12 protein-coding genes and 1 pseudogene are annotated in these 17875 nt (G+C 60.6%); 4 read left to right on the top strand and 9 right to left on the bottom strand.

Annotation, left to right across the window (positions count from 1 at the left end):
• Positions 1 to 118: 118 nt before the first annotated feature.
• A complete protein-coding gene (gene pgm, locus PSO31014_RS00640) occupies positions 119 to 1813 on the bottom strand; it encodes a phosphoglucomutase (alpha-D-glucose-1,6-bisphosphate-dependent) (RefSeq protein WP_246176173.1) in 1695 nt (564 codons plus the stop codon).
• Positions 1810 to 3918 carry a transketolase gene (tkt, locus tag PSO31014_RS00635; protein WP_150549835.1) on the bottom strand — a complete coding sequence of 703 codons (2109 nt, stop codon included), beginning with the start codon at positions 3916 to 3918 and terminating at the stop codon, positions 1810 to 1812. Before tkt ends, pgm begins: the two co-directional genes overlap by 4 nt.
• 301 nt (positions 3919 to 4219) lie before the next feature.
• Between tkt and PSO31014_RS00630 the strand changes: the two genes are divergently transcribed.
• Both PSO31014_RS00630 and PSO31014_RS00625 read left to right on the top strand, forming a co-directional pair.
• Entirely contained in the window at positions 4220 to 4378 is a 159-nt protein-coding gene (locus PSO31014_RS00630) for a DUF3309 family protein (protein WP_150549834.1), read from the top strand.
• A gap of 126 nt (positions 4379 to 4504) precedes the next feature.
• Positions 4505 to 4681 carry a CsbD family protein gene (locus tag PSO31014_RS00625; RefSeq protein ID WP_150549833.1) on the top strand — a complete coding sequence of 59 codons (177 nt, stop codon included), beginning with the start codon at positions 4505 to 4507 and terminating at the stop codon, positions 4679 to 4681.
• 81 nt (positions 4682 to 4762) lie between these two features.
• Here PSO31014_RS00625 and tal read toward each other — a convergent pair whose 3' ends face one another.
• From tal to PSO31014_RS22890, 5 genes are all read right to left on the bottom strand, one after another.
• On the bottom strand, positions 4763 to 5836 hold the full coding sequence (tal, locus tag PSO31014_RS00620) for a transaldolase (RefSeq protein WP_150549832.1): 1074 nt from the start codon (positions 5834 to 5836) through the stop codon (positions 4763 to 4765).
• Positions 5837 to 6863: 1027 nt separating this feature from the next.
• Positions 6864 to 7583 carry a Crp/Fnr family transcriptional regulator gene (locus PSO31014_RS00615; RefSeq protein WP_150550382.1) on the bottom strand — a complete coding sequence of 240 codons (720 nt, stop codon included), beginning with the start codon at positions 7581 to 7583 and terminating at the stop codon, positions 6864 to 6866.
• A 230-nt stretch (positions 7584 to 7813) separates the two neighbouring features.
• Positions 7814 to 7996 (bottom strand): hypothetical protein, encoded by a 183-nt coding sequence (locus PSO31014_RS00610; RefSeq protein ID WP_150549831.1) that lies wholly within the window; start codon positions 7994 to 7996, stop codon positions 7814 to 7816.
• A gap of 238 nt (positions 7997 to 8234) precedes the next feature.
• The gene (locus tag PSO31014_RS00605; protein ID WP_246176172.1) at positions 8235 to 9515 is read right to left on the bottom strand and encodes an NRAMP family divalent metal transporter; all 1281 of its coding nucleotides are present in this window, start codon (positions 9513 to 9515) and stop codon (positions 8235 to 8237) included.
• A gap of 165 nt (positions 9516 to 9680) precedes the next feature.
• Positions 9681 to 9821: a glycine zipper 2TM domain-containing protein gene (locus PSO31014_RS22890; protein WP_224785787.1), complete on the bottom strand. Its 141-nt coding sequence runs from the start codon at positions 9819 to 9821 to the stop codon at positions 9681 to 9683.
• A 659-nt stretch (positions 9822 to 10480) separates the two neighbouring features.
• Here PSO31014_RS22890 and PSO31014_RS00595 point away from each other — a divergent pair.
• Positions 10481 to 13591, top strand: a complete 3111-nt coding sequence (locus tag PSO31014_RS00595) for a transglycosylase domain-containing protein (protein ID WP_150549828.1) — start codon at positions 10481 to 10483, stop codon at positions 13589 to 13591.
• 112 nt (positions 13592 to 13703) lie between these two features.
• Here PSO31014_RS00595 and ppsA read toward each other — a convergent pair whose 3' ends face one another.
• Together ppsA and PSO31014_RS22860 are read right to left on the bottom strand one after the other, a co-directional pair.
• Positions 13704 to 16109, bottom strand: coding sequence for a phosphoenolpyruvate synthase (gene ppsA, locus PSO31014_RS00590; protein ID WP_150549827.1), 2406 nt, complete (start codon positions 16107 to 16109; stop codon positions 13704 to 13706).
• A 196-nt stretch (positions 16110 to 16305) separates the two neighbouring features.
• A pseudogene (locus PSO31014_RS22860) lies at positions 16306 to 16488 on the bottom strand (transposase); the annotation flags it as partial.
• A gap of 374 nt (positions 16489 to 16862) precedes the next feature.
• On the opposite strand from PSO31014_RS22860, the gene PSO31014_RS00580 reads away from it, so the two are divergent.
• Positions 16863 to 17825, top strand: coding sequence for a LysR family transcriptional regulator (locus tag PSO31014_RS00580; RefSeq protein ID WP_150549825.1), 963 nt, complete (start codon positions 16863 to 16865; stop codon positions 17823 to 17825).
• The last annotated feature ends 50 nt before the right edge of the window (positions 17826 to 17875 follow it).

Below are 17875 nucleotides of genomic sequence, written 5' to 3'. Positions count from 1 at the left end.
CGGTCTTGCGTTGGTGATCCTGGGCCACTCGAGTTTCGATAGTGTGCGAGTGCCCTGACCGGCCGGGGTCAACTGATCACGAGGGGCCTGCTTCAGGCAGGCTTTGGGGAGACGCTTGCTATGAAGGCGGCGAGGTTACGTCGCCAAGCGCCTCTTTGACGATGGCTTGAGCCTCGTTCAGCAGTCGCTGCAGGTGGCGCTCGCCCTGAAAGCTCTCGCCATAGATCTTATAGATCGCTTCCGTGCCGGACGGGCGCGCGGCAAACCAGCCATGATCGGCCACCACTTTCAAGCCACCGATTGGCGCGTCGTTGCCGGGCGCCTGGGTCAGAATTGCATTGATCGGCTCTCCGGCGAGCCGCTCCGATCGCACCGTGTCGGCTGACAGGGCCGCGAGCGCAGCCTTCTGTGCGAGTGTCGCACTCGCTTCGCGCCGGGCCTCCACGGGTGAGCCCAATGCGTACGTCAGTGTCTTGTAAAGCGCTCCGGGGTCCCGCCCGGTGCGCGCCAGCATCTCGCCTGCCAGCAGTGCAGGGATCAGACCGTCCTTGTCGGTTGTCCAGACGGCGCCGTCGCGCCGCAAGAAGCTCGTGCCTGCGCTTTCCTCTCCGGCGACCGCAAGGGATCCATCGAGCAGCCCGGCAGCAAACCATTTGAACCCGACGGGAACCTCGTAAAGACGGTGCCCGAGCTTCGACGCCAGACGATCGATCAACTGGCTGCCGACAACGGTCTTGCCAATCGCGGCGTCGGCCGGCCATTCGGGGCGGTGCTCAAACAAGTACTCGACCGTCACGGCCAAATAGTGGTTGGGCGCAAGCAAGCCCCCGCCTGGCGTCACGATGCCGTGCCGGTCATGGTCGGTGTCGCAGGCGAAGGCGACGTCGAACGCATCTTTCTGTGCGATCAGGCCTTGCATCGCAAAGGCCGACGACGGATCCATTCGGATTCGGCCGTCCCAATCGGCGGTCATGAAGGCAAATGTCGGGTCCACGGTCGTCCGGGTGACCGTCAGATTGAGTCGATACCGATCGGCAATGGCCGGCCAATAGTGAACGCCGGCTCCCCCCAGTGGGTCAACGCCCATACGAATGCCTGAAGCACGCAACACATCCATGTCGATAACGTTGGGCAAGTCGTCGATATAGGTGTTCAGGAAGTCATAGGGGTGCGTCGTGGATGCGCGCATGGCCTGCTCGACGCTGATCCTTGGCATCGTTCGCAGTCCGCCGCGCAACAACTCGTTGGCTTGCGTCTCGATCCAGGTGGTCACCGCAGACTCCGCCGGCCCGCCGTGCGGCGGGTTGTATTTGAAGCCGCCGTTATCGGGAGGGTTGTGCGACGGCGTGATGACGACACCGTCAGCGAGCCCTGCCGTACGCCCGCGATTGTATGTGACGACGGCATGCGACACCGCAGGCGTTGGCGTGTATTCGCCGCCCGCCGAAATCATCACGTCGAGACCGTTGCCCGCGAACACCTGCATGGCAGTTGCAAACGCCGGTTCGGACAAAGCATGCGTGTCGATGCCAACGAATATCGGTCCATCAATACCATGCCGTTGGCGGTAGCCGCAGATGGCCTGACTGATCGCCAGGATATGCGCTTCGTTGAACGTCGTCAGGAACGACGAACCGCGATGGCCGGAGGTTCCGAACGCTACGCGCTGCGCCGGAACGTCCGGGTCGGGGGTGTTGCAATAGTAGGCCGTTACTAGACGCGAGACGTTGACCAGCTTGTCCGGCGAGAGCTGCTGTCCAGCGTATGGGCTGACCGACGCGATCCGCGATGCAAGCGTTCTGGATTCGCTCACGACGGTGTCCCGCGCGACTTCGTACCGTGACGCATGAGCTGCGCCTTGGCGGCAGTGACGATATGCGCCACGTCGAAGCCGAAATGACATGCCAGCGCCTCGCGCGGGCCAGACTTGCCAAACGTGTGCATCCCGAAAATGGCGCCTTCATGCCCGGCATAGCGCTCCCATCCAAAGGTGGAAGCCTCCTCCACGGCAACTCGCGCGATGACGGAGGGCGGCAGAATGTGGTCGCGATACGCCAACGACTGACTCTCGAATATTTCCCACGACGGCATGCTGATCACCCGCGCGAAAATTCCATCCCGCTTCAGTTCGTCGTACGCCGCAGCGCACAACGCAACTTCGCTGCCAGTGGCCAGCAGCAGCACGTCCGGGGTACCGCCTTCGATGTTCATTTCCTCGCAGGCATCAACCAGGATATATGCGCCTCGGGCAACGCCTGCGGCACTTGCGTAACGTTGTCGATCAAGAATTGGCACGGCCTGACGGGTGAGTACGAGGCAGACCGGCCCGCGCTTGCGCTCCATGATGACGCGCCACGCCTCGGCGACTTCTGCGGCGTCGGCTGGACGCAGTACGGTCATGCCCGGCATGGCCCGCAGCGAGGCAAGTTGTTCGATCGGCTGGTGCGTGGGCCCGTCTTCCCCCAGGCTGATGGAGTCATGCGTCCAAACCGTGACGAGCGGCAGTTCCATCATCGCACCCAGCCGGAGTGCCGCCCGGCAGTAATCGCTGAAGATGAGAAAGCTGACGACAAACGGACGTAGCGACGACAGACTCATGCCGTTGGCTATCGCACACATGGCATGCTCGCGCGCGCCGAAGTGAAAGTTCCGGCCCCGATAGTTGCCGCCAGCCTGTGCGTCGGGGTTCTGGAAATCGCCCACGAGATCGAAGGTCAGGCGAGTAAGCGTCGATGGGGAGAGATCGGCAGCGCCCCCTAGTAACCAGGGTACACGCTCGGCAATGGCATTGAGCACTTGCCCCGATGCAGCGCGGGTCGAAAGACCGGCCGTCGTCGCGGTAAAAGCGGGTAGGGGGGCGTCCCACCCAGGGGGTAGCTCCCGCGCCTGCATTCGCTCCAGTGCATCGGTCAAGTCGGGATACTGGGCCCGATAGTCCGCAAAAAGCTCGAGCCAACGCGTATGGGCGTCGCGGCCACGGCGGCCGAGGCCTCCGTGCAAATGCGACGTTACGCCATCGGGCACGTCGAACTGCTTGTCGGGATCTCTGCCGAAAAATTCTTTGGCTAGACGCACCTCCGCCGCGCCGAGCGGCTCTCCATGAGCTTCACGCCTGTCCTGGCGGTGTGGCGCGCCATAGCCGATATGGCTTTGCACGATGATGAGGGTTGGCGCGTCGCCGGTGTCGAGAAAACCTTGGTAAGCACGCGACAACTGCGTCAGGTCATTGGCGTCGCTTACGCGCTCGACATGCCAGCCATACGATGCAAAGCGCGCACCGACGTCTTCGGTGAATGCCAGGCGGGTGGATCCTTCGATGGTGATGTGGTTGTCGTCGTATATCCAGCACAGATTGGCCAGCTTCAGATGACCGGCGAGCGAGGCGGCTTCGGCACCGAGCCCCTCCATCATGTCGCCGTCGCCGCAAAGCGCGTAGATGTTGTAGTGAAATAGCGGAAACCCCGGACGGTCGTAGGTTGCACTTAGCCATTTCTGTGCGATCGCCATACCCACGCTCGTGGCAATGCCTTGCCCAAGCGGACCGGTCGTGGTCTCGACACCCGTCGTCCAACCGTACTCGGGGTGTCCGGTGCATCGGCTTCCCGGTTGTCGGAAGGACTTAAGGTCGTCGATCGTCACGGCCAATTCGTCGGCTGCATCATCGCTCTTGACACCACAAACGTGCAGCAAGCTGTACAGCAGCGCACAGGCATGCCCGTTCGACAAGACAAAGCGATCCCGGCCAGCCCAGAGCGGATGGTCCGGGTCGTAACGCAGGAAACGTTGCCACAAACAATAAACCGTCGGAGCAGCGTCCATCGGCGTGCCCGGGTGCCCGGACTGCGCCTTTTGCACCGCGTCGATCGACAAGGTGCGCAGGGTGTCGACGCACAACTGATCAAGATCATCGTGCTGCATCGCTGGCATCTCCATCGAATGGTGAAACGGTTGACTGCTACGCCCTTTGACTCACGAAGGTATTGCGATCGGGCAACATCGCTCGCTCGACACTAGGAGCGTTTGTTCGGTAGGTCTGTCCACTACCGAACAGAAATCCATTGCCGCACCACCTGATCGCGGCGCTGATCAGAGGCTTCCAATACCGAACGAGCCTCGTTCGCCGTCTTAGTACGGCACCGAACCGACGTGCCGTCGTTGTGCGACTACCCTTATTGTGAGGGCCTGGAAATCTCCCTCTAACCAAAGCAGGGAGTAAATCATGTCTTTAGGAATTGTGGCGCTGATTGTTCTGGTACTTCTGTTGGTAGGAGCATTCCCAGCCTGGTCGTACAACTCGGGTTGGGGATTTGCGCCGAGCGGCGCAGTGGGATTGCTGCTGGCCGTCGTGATTGTTCTGCTCTTGATGGGTCGACTATGAGGCGCGCAATCCATATCTTGCTCGACACCGTCAATCGGCGTGTGACGCATGTCGCCACGAAAGCGCGCGACACCCGAGCCCCGGTCAAGGGGCTCAATTTCTTATCCACCGAGAACGTAAATCATCATGAACAAAGACCAAGTGAAAGGCCGGGTCAAGGAAGCCGTCGGCAAAATCAAAGAGGTCACCGGTAAGGTGGTCGGCAACACGAAATTGGAGGTCGACGGCAAGATCGAGAAGCATGTCGGCAAAGTTCAGTCAGTCGTCGGCGACGCACGCCACGATCTGAAGAAGCACACGTAAAGGAATCGCCCGACCCCGTCATACGCGGCGCTTCGGCCATCAGTGCGCTCGGGGCGTACGCTGTGCCGCCGGGCTCGGGTGTCAGTCGGGTGTGCGCTTGTCGGCAATGGCCTGCATGAGTTCAGTCCATGCCTGCCGAAACGACGCAACGCCTTCGCGCTGAAGGCGTGCGGCGAGTGCTGCGACGTCGATGCCGGCGTGCGCGAAGTCTGCGAGCACCGGATCGGCGTTACCACCATCCTCGCGCATGACACTGATCAATTCGCCGTGCGTCGCAAATGCCAGAAGGGTTGCCTCCGGCACCGTGTTTATCGTATCCGGTGCGGCAAGTGCTTCAACGTAGTAGCCCGGCGAGAGTTCCCGGCTCTTGACTCCCGTACTGGCCCACAACAGGCGCTGGGAGCTTGCACCAGCTTCGGACAACTCGTGCCACATCGGGTGCGACATGCGCTCACGGTAGGCGCCGTACGTTTGTTTGGCCACGGCCACGCCGAGACGGTTGCGCAATCCGAACGGCACCTCCCCTGTGATGGCGGTGTCCCAGCGGCTGACGAAAAGCGATGCCACGGATGCCACGTGCAGATCAAGCCCGGCATCACGCCTGCGCGCCAGGCCTCTCCAGTAGGCGTTTGCCGCCTCTACGTATTGCTCTCGAGAGAAAAGGAGCGTGACATTGATCGGCACGCCGGCAAAGATTGCCTCCTCGATCGCGACGAGGCCGATCGCCGTGCCGGGGATCTTGATGAACAGATTGGGACAATCGGCGCTTGCATGCAGGCGCTTGGCGGCTGCTACTGTTCCGACGGCGTCTTCGGCGAGCCACGGCGACACTTCCAGCGAGACCCATCCATCGACACCGTCGGTCTTTTGGTGCACCGGAAGGAACAGCCCGGCCGCCTGGGTCAGGTCCTTGATCGCAAGGGAGAAGAACAACGCTTCGTCGGTGAGCGTCGGATCGGCCGGCTTCGCGATGTCCATGTCGTACGCTGCGGTATCGCGAATCGCCTTGAGGAATATGCTGGGATTCGACGTCAAACCTGTGACGTCGTATTCATCTCGGTAACAGGCCAGCGTCCCGTCAACCAGCAAGCATCGCGTGATGTTGTCGAGCCACAGACTCTGCCCGAGCGCCTGCAATTTCCGAGTGGCTTTCATGGAACCTCGCCGAAGGCGTTTCGCAAGACGTTATCGAGCTGCAGCTATTCCGGTATTGACCTCACGTTACACGGCAGACCGACGCCGATACGGTACGTCAGCGTACCAATCCACCGACACGATCGGGGCAGGGATGACGCATCGCGGCGCGAGATCGGCCGGTTCAGTGTTTGTCATATTCCGCAGCATTTCTTCATCGCCATGTGCGATACCGGACGGACACCCCATATCCCCCACGAGCAAAGTGGTCACGAGCCATGGGCATAGGCACGCACGTGAGTCTACGGAGAGGGTTATGACACCGAGTCAGGTCAGAGAGCGAATCAGAGAGTTGGAAGCGAAATTCTCACGCATCAAAGAAGATTTCTTCCATGTCGTGCATAGTCAGGAAGACGCGCCTCGCAGAAATGACGAGGCGACGCCGTCAGGCGAGGCGGGTGAAATCAGGGAGGATCTCACCAGGGACCGTTAGGACTATCAGGCGGCCGACCATTTGTGTTGAGAGACGTACGGAGGGCATAGGTGCCGGTTACCCCGGCGAAAATGCCGTTCTCGGAGGAGGGTGCCATGAAAGCGGTTCGAAGTTTGCTATTGATGCTTGTCGTCGTCACATTGGGCGGCTGTTGGTGGGGACCCGGCCCCGGTTACGATCACGGGGGCTATGGGCAAGGCGGTTACGACCACGGGGCAGATGGCCACGGCGGTTATGGTCGTGGGGGAGATGGCCACGGCGGTTACGACCGCGGGGGCGGCCCGGGACGAGAAAGATAAGTGGAGCCCCGTTCAGAGCCCGCGCAAGTGTCGCGCGGACAACGCGGACAACCTGCACCGGAGCAAACAGGACAAGCGCCTCGTGAAAGGCGGCAAGGCGGTGGGGACTAGGGGCGAGACGCTGGACACTGTGAATCGCACCGCTAACTCGGCCAACGGCAGACATTCCCGATTACAGCGGGTTGGGGCGAACGAAATGCCAGTGCGGCAAGACTCGATGAAACGCTCGTTGACACTCCCGCTGGCGGGGGCGACGTCAAATGGCCTGGATCTCGGGAAGCAATCGATCGAACTCCCGTTTCACCACACCATAGCACTCGCAGACACGCTTTTCGAGTCCGGCCCGGTCCAGCACTTCGATATGCCCGTGGCTGTAACGGATAAGCCCGGCTGTCTGAAGCTTGAGCGCGGCTTCCGTGACGCCGGATCTGCGTACGCCCAGCATGTTGGCGATCAACTCCTGTGTCATCCGCAACTCGTTGGACGGCAGGCGATCGAGACTCAATAACAGCCAACGGCACAGTTGCTGGTCGATCGAGTGGTGGCGGTTACAGACGGCCGTTTGCGCCATTTGCGTAATCAATGCCTGGGTATAGCGCAATAGCAAACGTTGCATGGGTCCAGCGCGCCTGAACTCTTCCTTGAGCAACCGGGCGCTCAGCCGATAGGCGTACCCGGCGCTTTGCACGATCGCTCGGCTCGGCGTTGTTTCGCCGCCCATGAAGAGGGCGATGCCGACGACACCCTCCTTGCCCACAATGGCAATCTCGGCCGACGAGCCGTCTTCCATCACATAAAGCAATGAAACGATTGCTGTGGTAGGGAAATACACATGATCCAGACGGTCTCCAGACTCGTAAATGACCTTGCCAAGTGGCATTTCGATCAACGTCAACTCTGGGGCGATTCGCGCCCACTCGTCGTCCGGCAAGACGGACAGCAGATCGTTGGCGTCTTTGTTCGGTTGCGCAAGCATGCCTTTCCTCTCTTCCATGCCCTGAGATCGGACACGTGCGCGTCTGAATCGCTGCGTAATGAGTGCGTTGAGTGAATCGATGGCGCTACCATGATTGAACGAGGCTCTGCGTGGCAGGGCTCCCTGGCGGTTGCTCTGAGCTGTTGCCGCTCAACAGCTCACTTCTGAATTTTTTTCCGCCGTAATGAAAATGTCAATCACTCATTGCCAGAGAGCCTTCGGCGATCCTTTCACGCATGGATGAAAAAATCCAGGGCGGGTAGCCATCGGGACGATCGTCCGCCTTCCTCTTCCCAAACAAGAACTGCCGCCTGATACCGGTCACGCTCCTGCTTGGTGAGAGAAAGCCGAGTCTCGCGGATCGCCAGTTGCAAGGCGATCATTCGCTTGCTTAATTGCTTGTGGCCTCTCATGGTCGTTGTCCTCGCCCGCAACTTCCAGGCATTAGTCCGAGTGAACTCGCGTCCTGAGCGCTTGTCGCGTCATTCACAATAGGCCCAACTCCAACGATGATCCGTACGTAAGCGTACGAACTATGGCGTGCTGGACGCTCCCCGCGTCTGATATCGAACACGCAGTCATCGTTGCACAGCAATGCACCTATTGGAAAGGGCATAGCAATCGCGTCACGTGCTTCGGCACGCAAACAACTCACCGCCCCCATGTGGCGAACATGGTGAGGACTGCGCAAGCCATGGTGCCGGTGGCTAGCCAGCCCAGCGATTTTAGCCGCAGACTGATCGCAAATTTACCCATCACGTCGCGTCTGCCCGCCATCAGCATCAAGATTGTCATGATCGGGACGGCAATTACGCCATTAATCACGGCGCTCCAGAAGAGCGCCTTGATGGGATCAATGGCGGTGAAATTCAACGCCAGACCTAGCAGGGTGGCGAGCGTCAATATCATGTAGAACCCACGTGCCTGTAGGACTTCGCGCCCCAGACCAATGCGCCATTCGAAAGCCTCGGCGACTGCATAGGCCGACGAACCCGCCAGCACCGGCACCGCCAACAGCCCGCATCCGATAATGCCGGCAGAGAACAGCAGGAACGAGACTTCGCCGGCAAGCGGCCGTAGGGCTGCGGCTGCCTGCGCCGACGTCTGGATGTCTCTCACTCCGTGCTGATATAGCGTGACAGCGGAAGTCAGTATGATGAAGAAGGCGATCACGTTCGAGAACGCCATTCCGATATAGGTGTCGATTCTGATGCGGCGCAAGTTTCGCCGCGCTTGCGATGGGGCCTCGGTCAGCGGCTCCTGCCCCTTTGTTGCGCGCTGGACCTCCACCTCCTGAGACGCTTGCCAGAAGAACATGTAGGGACTGATGGTCGTGCCGAACACCGCGACAACCGCCACGATGTAGCCGCCGTTGAATGACAGATCGGGAATTACGGTCCGATACAGCACGTCCCCCCAAGAAATCTTGACACTGAAGACCGTGGCCACATACGCGAGCAGCGCAAGCGTAAGCACCTTAAGAATGGGGGCATAACGCGGAAACGGGATGAAAACCTGCAACGTCAGCGACCCCATGCCGAAAGCGACCGCGTACCAGACAGCCGGACCACCGATCAGGAGCTTCAATGCCGCCCCCATCGCACCGACATCCGCCGCGATGTTGATCGTGTTTGCCACAAGCAAAAGTCCAACGAGGACATACAGTATCCAGCCGGGGTAGTGCTTTCGAATATTCGCCGCGATGCCGTCCCCGGTGACGCGACCGATTTGCGCACTCACCACCTGAATTCCGATCATGAGCGGATACGTCGCCAAAGCCGTCCACAGCAAGCCGTAGCCGAATGCTGCGCCTACCTGGGAATAGGTGGCGACGCCGCTCGGGTCATCGTCTGCCGCGCCGGCAATCAACCCTGGTCCCAGCTTCTCCCAGAGCGATTGGTTCTTATGGAGTGCAGTGCGGTCGAGCGGCACGATATCCACCCCGTGAGGGGAGACCGACCGAATATCTCGGTCACATCAGGCGATTTTGCCAATCTGGTCGGTACGCTCGTCAACCGAGGGGCCGGCCGTCCGTGCTCCGCGGCGGCGGTATGCTCATCATTTCGAAAAGGACTCGGCAAGGGAAGACGGCGAATGCTATTTGCCGATCACATTCCCAACGACGCCACCGACAACAGCGCCCCCGACGGTGCCCACCGCACTCCCGCCGGTCAGTACTGCGCCGGCCACCCCACCCACGCCTGCGCCTACCGCAGTATCTGTGCCGCGCCGCGACATCCCCGCGCAGCCGCTCAAACTGGCCGCGATGACAAGAACGGAAATTCCCCAAGACAACATACATTTGGCATTGTTCATTTAACTAGCCTCCCGGCACTATCGCCTAGATGACGAGTACGGCCGATCTGAATCGTTGCCCCCTCAGGGAGTTCGGATTGGAAATTTATGAACTGTCGTAGTGTCGACGACGGCCTGAGGCGAGTCATCAGCACAGTGCGGTCGAGATGTGTGAAAGAGATATGCCATCCCGCTGCCTGCGTGCGCTTCTGCGAAGGTTTGTGTGCCATGGCTATCGGCGCGCAGAAGCGCGGCGGTTTCATGGCTTGCACACTCAAACGGCATAGTTGAGAGTTCCACAATGCGTCATTTGGCCGGGGCAATCGGTTCGGTAGCCGACGCTGGCGGACGGGAATATCGCGCTGTGGTGTCAGCGCATTCTGACGTTCGTTGTGACATTCCCGAGTCGCTGTTAGCGCCGACGTAAAACTGACCCGCCTGGGAGAGGATGGCGGATTTTGCCGCCGATGCTGACTCCGGAGCAAGCAGTGGATGGTTTGAGGTGAACAGAGACAATGCGCGGGAAACTCCGCATGGCGGTTTATCAGGGAAATGTGCTCGACTAACATCGGCATGGCTCGTGCTGCCCGGAAGACCCAATCATGGATCGGCATCTGATTCAAGTACCGCTTCGCGCAGCTGCCACCCCATCTTCTGTGCGGTGGATCAAGTGGCTGCTGCTCGCCGGTTTTGTGATCGTCCTTGCGATCGCGGCGCAACTTCTTCGAATCGAAATCGGAACCTCGCGGATGCAGGCGCGCTACCTGTCCGAACTGGGACACGACATCCACTTCGCGGTTGCCGACGGCCCAAGCGACACCGTCCGATTCCCGGTAGCCGGCGGTCCGTACGACATGCGTCTCGGCTACGCGTCGTTGCCCACCTTCGCGCGGCGCCTGGCCGACCGCGGCTTTTCCATTACGGCACAGGCGCGCGACTCACCCATGATGACGTCAGTGGCAGACCATGGGCTGTTTCTACCTTACGAGGAAAAGGATCAGGCTGGACTGCAACTGTTCGATGCAACGGGAATACCGCTTTATAGCGCACGCTACCCAGAGCGAATCTACAGCCGCTTCGAGGCGATTCCGCCACTGATCGTCAACGCGTTGCTATTCATTGAGGACCGAAGTTTGCTAGATGCAAATCAGCCGAGCCGCAACCCGGCAATCGACTGGGGACGTTTCAGTCGTGCGTTGTACGACCGGGGCGTGCGCATGTTCATCAGGAGCCAGCCGAGCCCGGGCGGTAGCACCCTCGCCACCCAGATCGAAAAATTCCGTCATTCGCCCCGCGGCCGCACCGCGACGCCGCCGGAAAAATTGCGGCAAATCGCGTCTGCGTCCGTACGCGCCTATCTCGGCGGCCCGATGACGCTACCGGCGCGCAGGCAGATCGTCGTCAGCTACCTGAACACGGTGCCGCTTGCCGCGCAGCCCGGCATGGGCGAAATCGAGGGCATCGGCGACGGCCTCGCGATCTGGTATGGACGCGACTTCGACGACGTGAATCGCCTGCTGTCGGCACCTCCGCATGCCGACACACTCGGTGCGCAGGCGATCGCGTTCAAACAGGCGCTGTCGCTGATCATTGCGCAGCGCGCGCCGTCATATTTCCTGAGCCGGAACAACGCCGCGCTCGAACAACTGACGGACAGCTATGTGCGCTTGCTGGCGAGCAACGGGATCATCTCGACGCCGCTGCGCGACGCCGCACTCATGGTCCATCTCGAACTGAAGCACGCGAGCCCGACTCACCCGCAGGCATCGTTTGTCACGCGCAAGGCGGTGACTGCGTTGCGTGCGGATTTGCTCAATACGCTCGGCGTGGCGAGCTTCTACGATCTCGACCGCCTCGACCTCTCCGTACACGCGACACTTGACGACCGGGTGCAGCAGGCGGTTGGCGAAAGGCTCGCGCTTGCCACCACCCCCGGGGGTGCGAAGGCGGCAGGCCTGTATGGCTTCGAGATGCTGCGCCCGCAGGACGATCCGTCGCGAATTGCCTTCAGCTTCACGCTGTTCGAGCGGAGTCACGGCGCGAACCTCATGCGCGTGCAGACTGACAGCGTGAACCAGCCGTTCGACGTCAACCAGGGCGCGCGCCTGAATCTCGGTTCGACGGCCAAGCTACGCACGCTGATTACGTATCTGCAAATCGTTTCGGAATTGCACGCGCGCTACGCGCCGATGAGCACGGATGATCGGCGCCACGTCAAACCCGACAGGCAGGACGTGCTGACGCGCTGGGCGCTCGATTATCTGTCGCACACGCCGGATCGCTCGCTGCGCGCAATGCTCAATGCCGCCGTCGAACGCAAGTATTCCGCGAGCACTGGCGAGACGTTTTATACGGGCGGTGGTGCGCAGACATTCACCAATTTTGACGCGACGGACAACGGCAGCATCCTCACCGTTCATCGGGCGTTCCAGCGTTCGGTGAATCTGGTGTTCGTGCGACTGATGCGAGATATCGTGCGCTACGAGATGATCCAGACCGCGGGGCCGTCATCGCAATGGCTCGACGACCCGGTCGTGCGCGGAAAGTATCTTATGCGGTTTGCCGGTCAGGAAAGCCGCGTCTACGAGCGTCGCTTCTATGCGAAATACCACGGCAAGACGCCCGACGAGGCGCTGGCGACGCTGCTGCACGAAGTGCGCAAGTCGCCGCCGAAGATTGCAACGGTCTTGCGCAGCGTCGCGCCCGACGCAGCCGAAACATGGTTTGACGCGCAGATGCGCGCCACGCTCAAGGGCACGCCAGCGGCGTTGCTGACGCCCGAGGATCTCGCGAAGCTCTACGTGAAGTACGGCATCGACAGGTTCAACCTGAACGACCGAGGTTATATCGCCAGCGTGCATCCGCTCGAACTGTGGACGGTCAACTACCTGCGCGATCATCCGGATGCGACGGAAGCGGATGTGCAAGCCGCCAGCCGCGATGCACGCGTCGCTGCGTATTCGTGGCTCTTCAAAACGCGCTATCGCGCGACGCAGGATCGCCGGATCAGGCGCATGGTGGAGTTGCAGGCGTATGAGGAAATCGGCACATCGTGGCGCGCGCTGGGTTATCCGTTTGCGGCGATCACGCCGTCGTATGCCGCGGCGATAGGCGCGTCGGGTGATCGACCCGCCGCGCTCGCACAACTGATCGGGATCGTCGCGAGCGGCGGCACGGCGTTGCCAGCCCGGAACCTCACCGCGCTCGACTTCGCGCAGAACACGCCCTACGAGACGCATTTCGTGCACGCGCCCGTTGGCGGACAGACGGCGCTGTCGCCCGAGATCGTCGAAGTGGTGCACGGACTGTTGCGCGACGTAGTCCTTGGCGGCACGGCGAAGCGGTTGGCGGACGGCATGCCGGTCTCTAACGGTCGGGGGCTGGATGTCTACGGCAAGACAGGTACTGGCGATCAGCGCTTCAACGTATTCTCGCGAGGGCGTCGACTAATCGAATCGCGCAAGGTGAATCGGACGGCAACCTTCGTCTTCGTGATCGGCAATCGTTTTTTTGGTGCGCTCACCGCCTATGTGCACGAGCCATATGCGGCACGCTACGACTTTACGAGTGCGATGGCGGTGCAGTTGTTGAAGTCCATGGCACCGGTGCTTCAGCCATTGCTTGACGTGGAGGCGACTCGGGTTTCGAACCGATCTCTCGATAGGTCCACAGGGGATGCGGTGGTGGCGGGCGCGAGGTCAGCGCGACAATAGCCGTATGCGATCGCGCAATCCGGCCGCTATGTCTTCGGCCGGGTTGCGCGTCTTCACGGTGACAATGCCTGTCGTGGCCGATCCCGCCTTGCCGGGATGGGCCCGTACATCGCTATATTGCCGGGGCCTTCGGCGCCACCCCCTCCGCGGCAGCCACGCGGCGCTTGACCGCGATGAAGCTGTCAGGACTCACCGAAATGGAATCGATGCCACATCCCACAAGGAAGACGGCAAACTCCGGGTGGTCGCTCGGCGCCTGTCCGCACAAACCGACGTCGGCGCCGGCTTTGTGTGCCTGCGTGATGACGCTCTGGATCATCCATTTGACGGCGTCGTCCTGCTCATCGAACAGTTCCGCAAGATCCGCCGAGTCGCGATCAACGCCGAGCGTCAGTTGCGTGAGGTCGTTACTGCCAATCGAGAACCCGTCAAAGCGTTGCGCGAAAGCCTTCGCCAGAATCACGTTCGACGGGATCTCGCACATTACGTAGATCTTGAGTCCGGCTTCGCCGCGCCTGATGCCGTTCTCGGCCATGACCTCGAGCACGCGGTCTGCCTCCTTTGTTGAGCGGCAGAATGGGATCATGACGATGACATTCCTGAAGCCCATCTCGTTGCGCAGGCGGCAAATGGCCCGGCATTCGAGCGCGAAACCCTCCCGGTAGCGGGGAGAGTAGTACCGTGAGGCACCTCGGAATCCGAGCATGGGATTCTCCTCCTTCGGCTCGAATTCCGCGCCGCCGATCAGGTTCGCGTACTCGTTGGTCTTGAAGTCGCTCATGCGAACGACAACGGGATGGGGGTGCTGCACCGCGGCAATCCGTCCCAATCCACGTGCGAGACGATCGACGAAGTACTCCGTCGTGTCTTCGTACCCCGCCGTCAACGCGGCGATGGTCTGCTTGGCGACTTCGTCCTTGAGTGTCTCGTAGCGCACAAGCGCCATCGGATGGATCTTTATAGAATTGCTCACTACGAATTCCATTCGTGCGAGCCCGACACCATCTGCCGGAATCCGCCACCAGCGAAACGCTGCCGCCGGATTGGCGAGGTTTAGCATGACCTTGGTGCGTGTCGTCGGGATACGGCCAAAATCGATCTCCTCGACCTCAAAGTCGGCGGTGCCCTCGTAGACGAATCCCTCGCGGCCTTCCGCGCAGGACACAGTCACCACCTGCTCGTCGTGCAGCAGATGGGTCGCATTGCCCGCACCCACGATGGCCGGAAGCCCTAGTTCGCGACTGACGATCGCGGCGTGTGATGTGCGGCCGCCCTGGTCGGTGATGATGGCCGCGGCGCGCCGCATAACAGGCACCCAGTCCGGGTCCGTGGTCCGGGTGACGAGGATGGCGCCGTCGACGAAGCGCCCCATGTCGCGCGGGCTTTCGATAACGCAGACGTTGCCGGCTCCAATGGCTTCGCCGATGCTTATCCCGGTGATGAGCTTGCGACCTGCCTTCTTGATGCGCCAGGTTTTCACTGCGCTGGCTTCGCGACGTGACTCGACCGTCTCCGGCCGGGCCTGCACGATGAACAGCTCCCGGGTATGGCCGTCTTTTGCCCATTCGATATCCATCGGCTGGCCGTAGTGCTGCTCGATCACACAGGCCCATCGCGACAAGGTCAGGATCTCCTGATCGCTCAAAACGAAGGTCGTGCGCTCGGCTTTCGATGTCGGGACGTTCTTTGTCGGTCGCGCGGTCTCGCTCGTGTAGATCATCTTGAGAACTTTGTCGCCCAGCTTCTTCCCGACGATAGGCGCCAACGATGGCTCCGACAGAAGCGGTTTGAATACCTCATACTCGTCAGGATCGACCGCGCCCTGGACCACGTTCTCGCCGAGCCCCCAGGCCGCATTGATCAGGACGGACTTGTCAAATCCAGTCTCCGTGTCGATGGAGAACACGACACCGGCGCCCCCCAGATCGGATCGCACCATACGTTGCACACCGACTGACAGCGCGACCTTCAGATGATCGAAGCCCTTCGCCTGGCGGTAGCTGATCGCCCGGTCTGTAAAAAGCGACGCGTAGCATTGCCGGCAGGCATCGAGCAACGCACGCTCGCCGCGGATGTTGAGATAGGTTTCCTGCTGCCCGGCAAAGCTCGCGTCCGGCAGATCCTCGGCGGTCGCACTCGATCGCACGGCGACGTCCAGGTCGGCCTGTCCCGTGCGGTGGTTCAACTCGTCGTAAGCGAGCCGGATAGCCTCGGCGGTCTCCTTTGGCCAATCGCCCCGAAGCATGGCCCGGCGGATTGTTTGTCCGGCCTCGGCCAGGGAAAGCTTGCAGTCACCCAATTCGCCGAGCACCGAGGCGATTGTCTGTTGCAACCCGTTCGCGTCGATGAAGCGCCAGTAAGCATCGGCTGTGAGTGCAAAGCCCGGTGGGACATTAACGCCCCGGTTCGCGAGATTTGCGATCATCTCGCCGAGCGACGCGTTCTTGCCGCCGACGCGCGGAACGTCGGTTCGTCGCAGTTCCTCAAACCAGACAATCTGTGATTTGTCATTGGCCATGTATGGGTCCTTTGCGGCGGGGATGGTGATATTTCCCCAGAGTCGTCATTTCGGTTCGAACATGCGGCGCACCGTGGCGATGGCGAAATGCTGCCGTTCCGACGCTGTGGCTGCCTGCAGGACTGGAAACGAGTCAAGGGGGGAGGGAACAGATCGGCCGTCGGACAGGTACAAAAAAGTACCCGCTGTCGAAAGTCTTGAGGCGCGCGTTCTCGGTTTCTAATGCTTTGAGGCGTTTGACATCATCGCTGATCATGTCGCCGAACTGTTTTCGCCAAGCGTAGCAGGTGTTCTTGTTCAAATTTAGGATGCCATGGCGAACGATGTTCCCGCTCAGCAAGACAAGCGAAAATCGTGATCGATGACTGGCGGGACGCATCATAGCGAAGTGCGTCCGCGGCAGGGAACGCATAGCACGGCGGCGCTCTTCATTTAACATAATGTACATTATGCGAATAGAATCCGCATTTTGGGCTTGCGGGTTTACCACTTTCGCTCCGCAACATCCTTCAATCCCACATTGTCCAGCGTCGCGTCCGCCAGCAATCCCTCTAAGCGTAGAAAGTTATCAGAGTGGCCGCGCATCATGCCAAATAATGTAGCCTAGCCGCTACAATCAACACTGTTGATAATCTTTAACGTTCGTCGGGAATTTATCTGAAGCACGATCACTGTGCTAGCAACCAGCGCCCCGTCATTGCTCCTTGTCCCTCATCAGATCATCGCAAGCAGCGCTATTATTTGGCACGAGTCATGGAATTTCGTCAGGTTCAATATTTTCTCTGTCTTTTTGAGGAAGGCACCGTAACGAAGGCGGCGCACCGTCTGAACATTGTGCAGCCCGCTCTCAGCATGCAGATTGCGAAGCTGGAAGATCAGCTTGGTCAGCAGTTGTTCGAGCGCACCAAGCAAGGCATGGTGCCGACTGCGGCTGCTCGCGAAATGTACCGTCTTTTTCTGCCGATCATGCGCGACTTCGCAAATGCTCGCGCACAATTGATATGCAGCGATGGTGAAATTCTCGGTCACGTCGACATCGGCTTGATCGCCTCCATCACTGAAGGCGTGCTGGTGGAAACGCTCAGCGCGTTCTCGCAGAAATACCCGGACGTGAGCGTGAAAGTCGCGGACGGTTACAGTACCACGTTGATCGATGCGGTAACCGCGGGTCATCTCGACGCTGCCATTGTCAACAAGCCGCGCCGGCCGCTGGCGCTCACCGTCGAGCACATCGTCGACGAGGAAATGGTCCTGATTACCAGCGCGGGCAATGCGTCGACGCTGCCACGCCAGCTGACGCTGCGCCAAGTCGCCTCGCTCGGCCTGCAACTCGTGCTACCCACCCGCGGGCATGGCCTGCGGAGCAACATCGACAGCTTCGCGCAGAACGAGGCCATCGAGCTTGTACCGAAGTTCGAGATTGACTCCCTGGTCGCGACCATCAAACTCGTGGAGCAAACCCAGTTGGCAACCATCGTGCCGCGTATCGCCGTGCATCAGGCGTTGGCTGCTGGCCGCCTGCGTTCTCACAACATCGTCTCGCCGCGCCTGATCAGGCAGGTGGTCGCCGTCTCGCATCCGCGCCGACCGTTGAATCCGGCAACCAAGCTCTTCCTGGCAATGCTGGCCAAGAACATGATCCTGCGTCTGCAGCAACAAGCCGAGGGGTCTGTGCATGGCACGACCGGGGAGCGCTCATCGGCAGATGCAGAATGACGGAACGCCGCCGGCTTGCGGCGGCATTGCGGATCAAATCACTGACCGTT

The organism is Pandoraea soli (assembly GCF_902459595.1).
In the GTDB taxonomy this organism is placed as follows: domain Bacteria; phylum Pseudomonadota; class Gammaproteobacteria; order Burkholderiales; family Burkholderiaceae; genus Pandoraea; species Pandoraea cepalis.
Note: the sequence above shows the minus strand (reverse complement) of the source record. Positions and strands in the feature narration are given on the sequence as shown.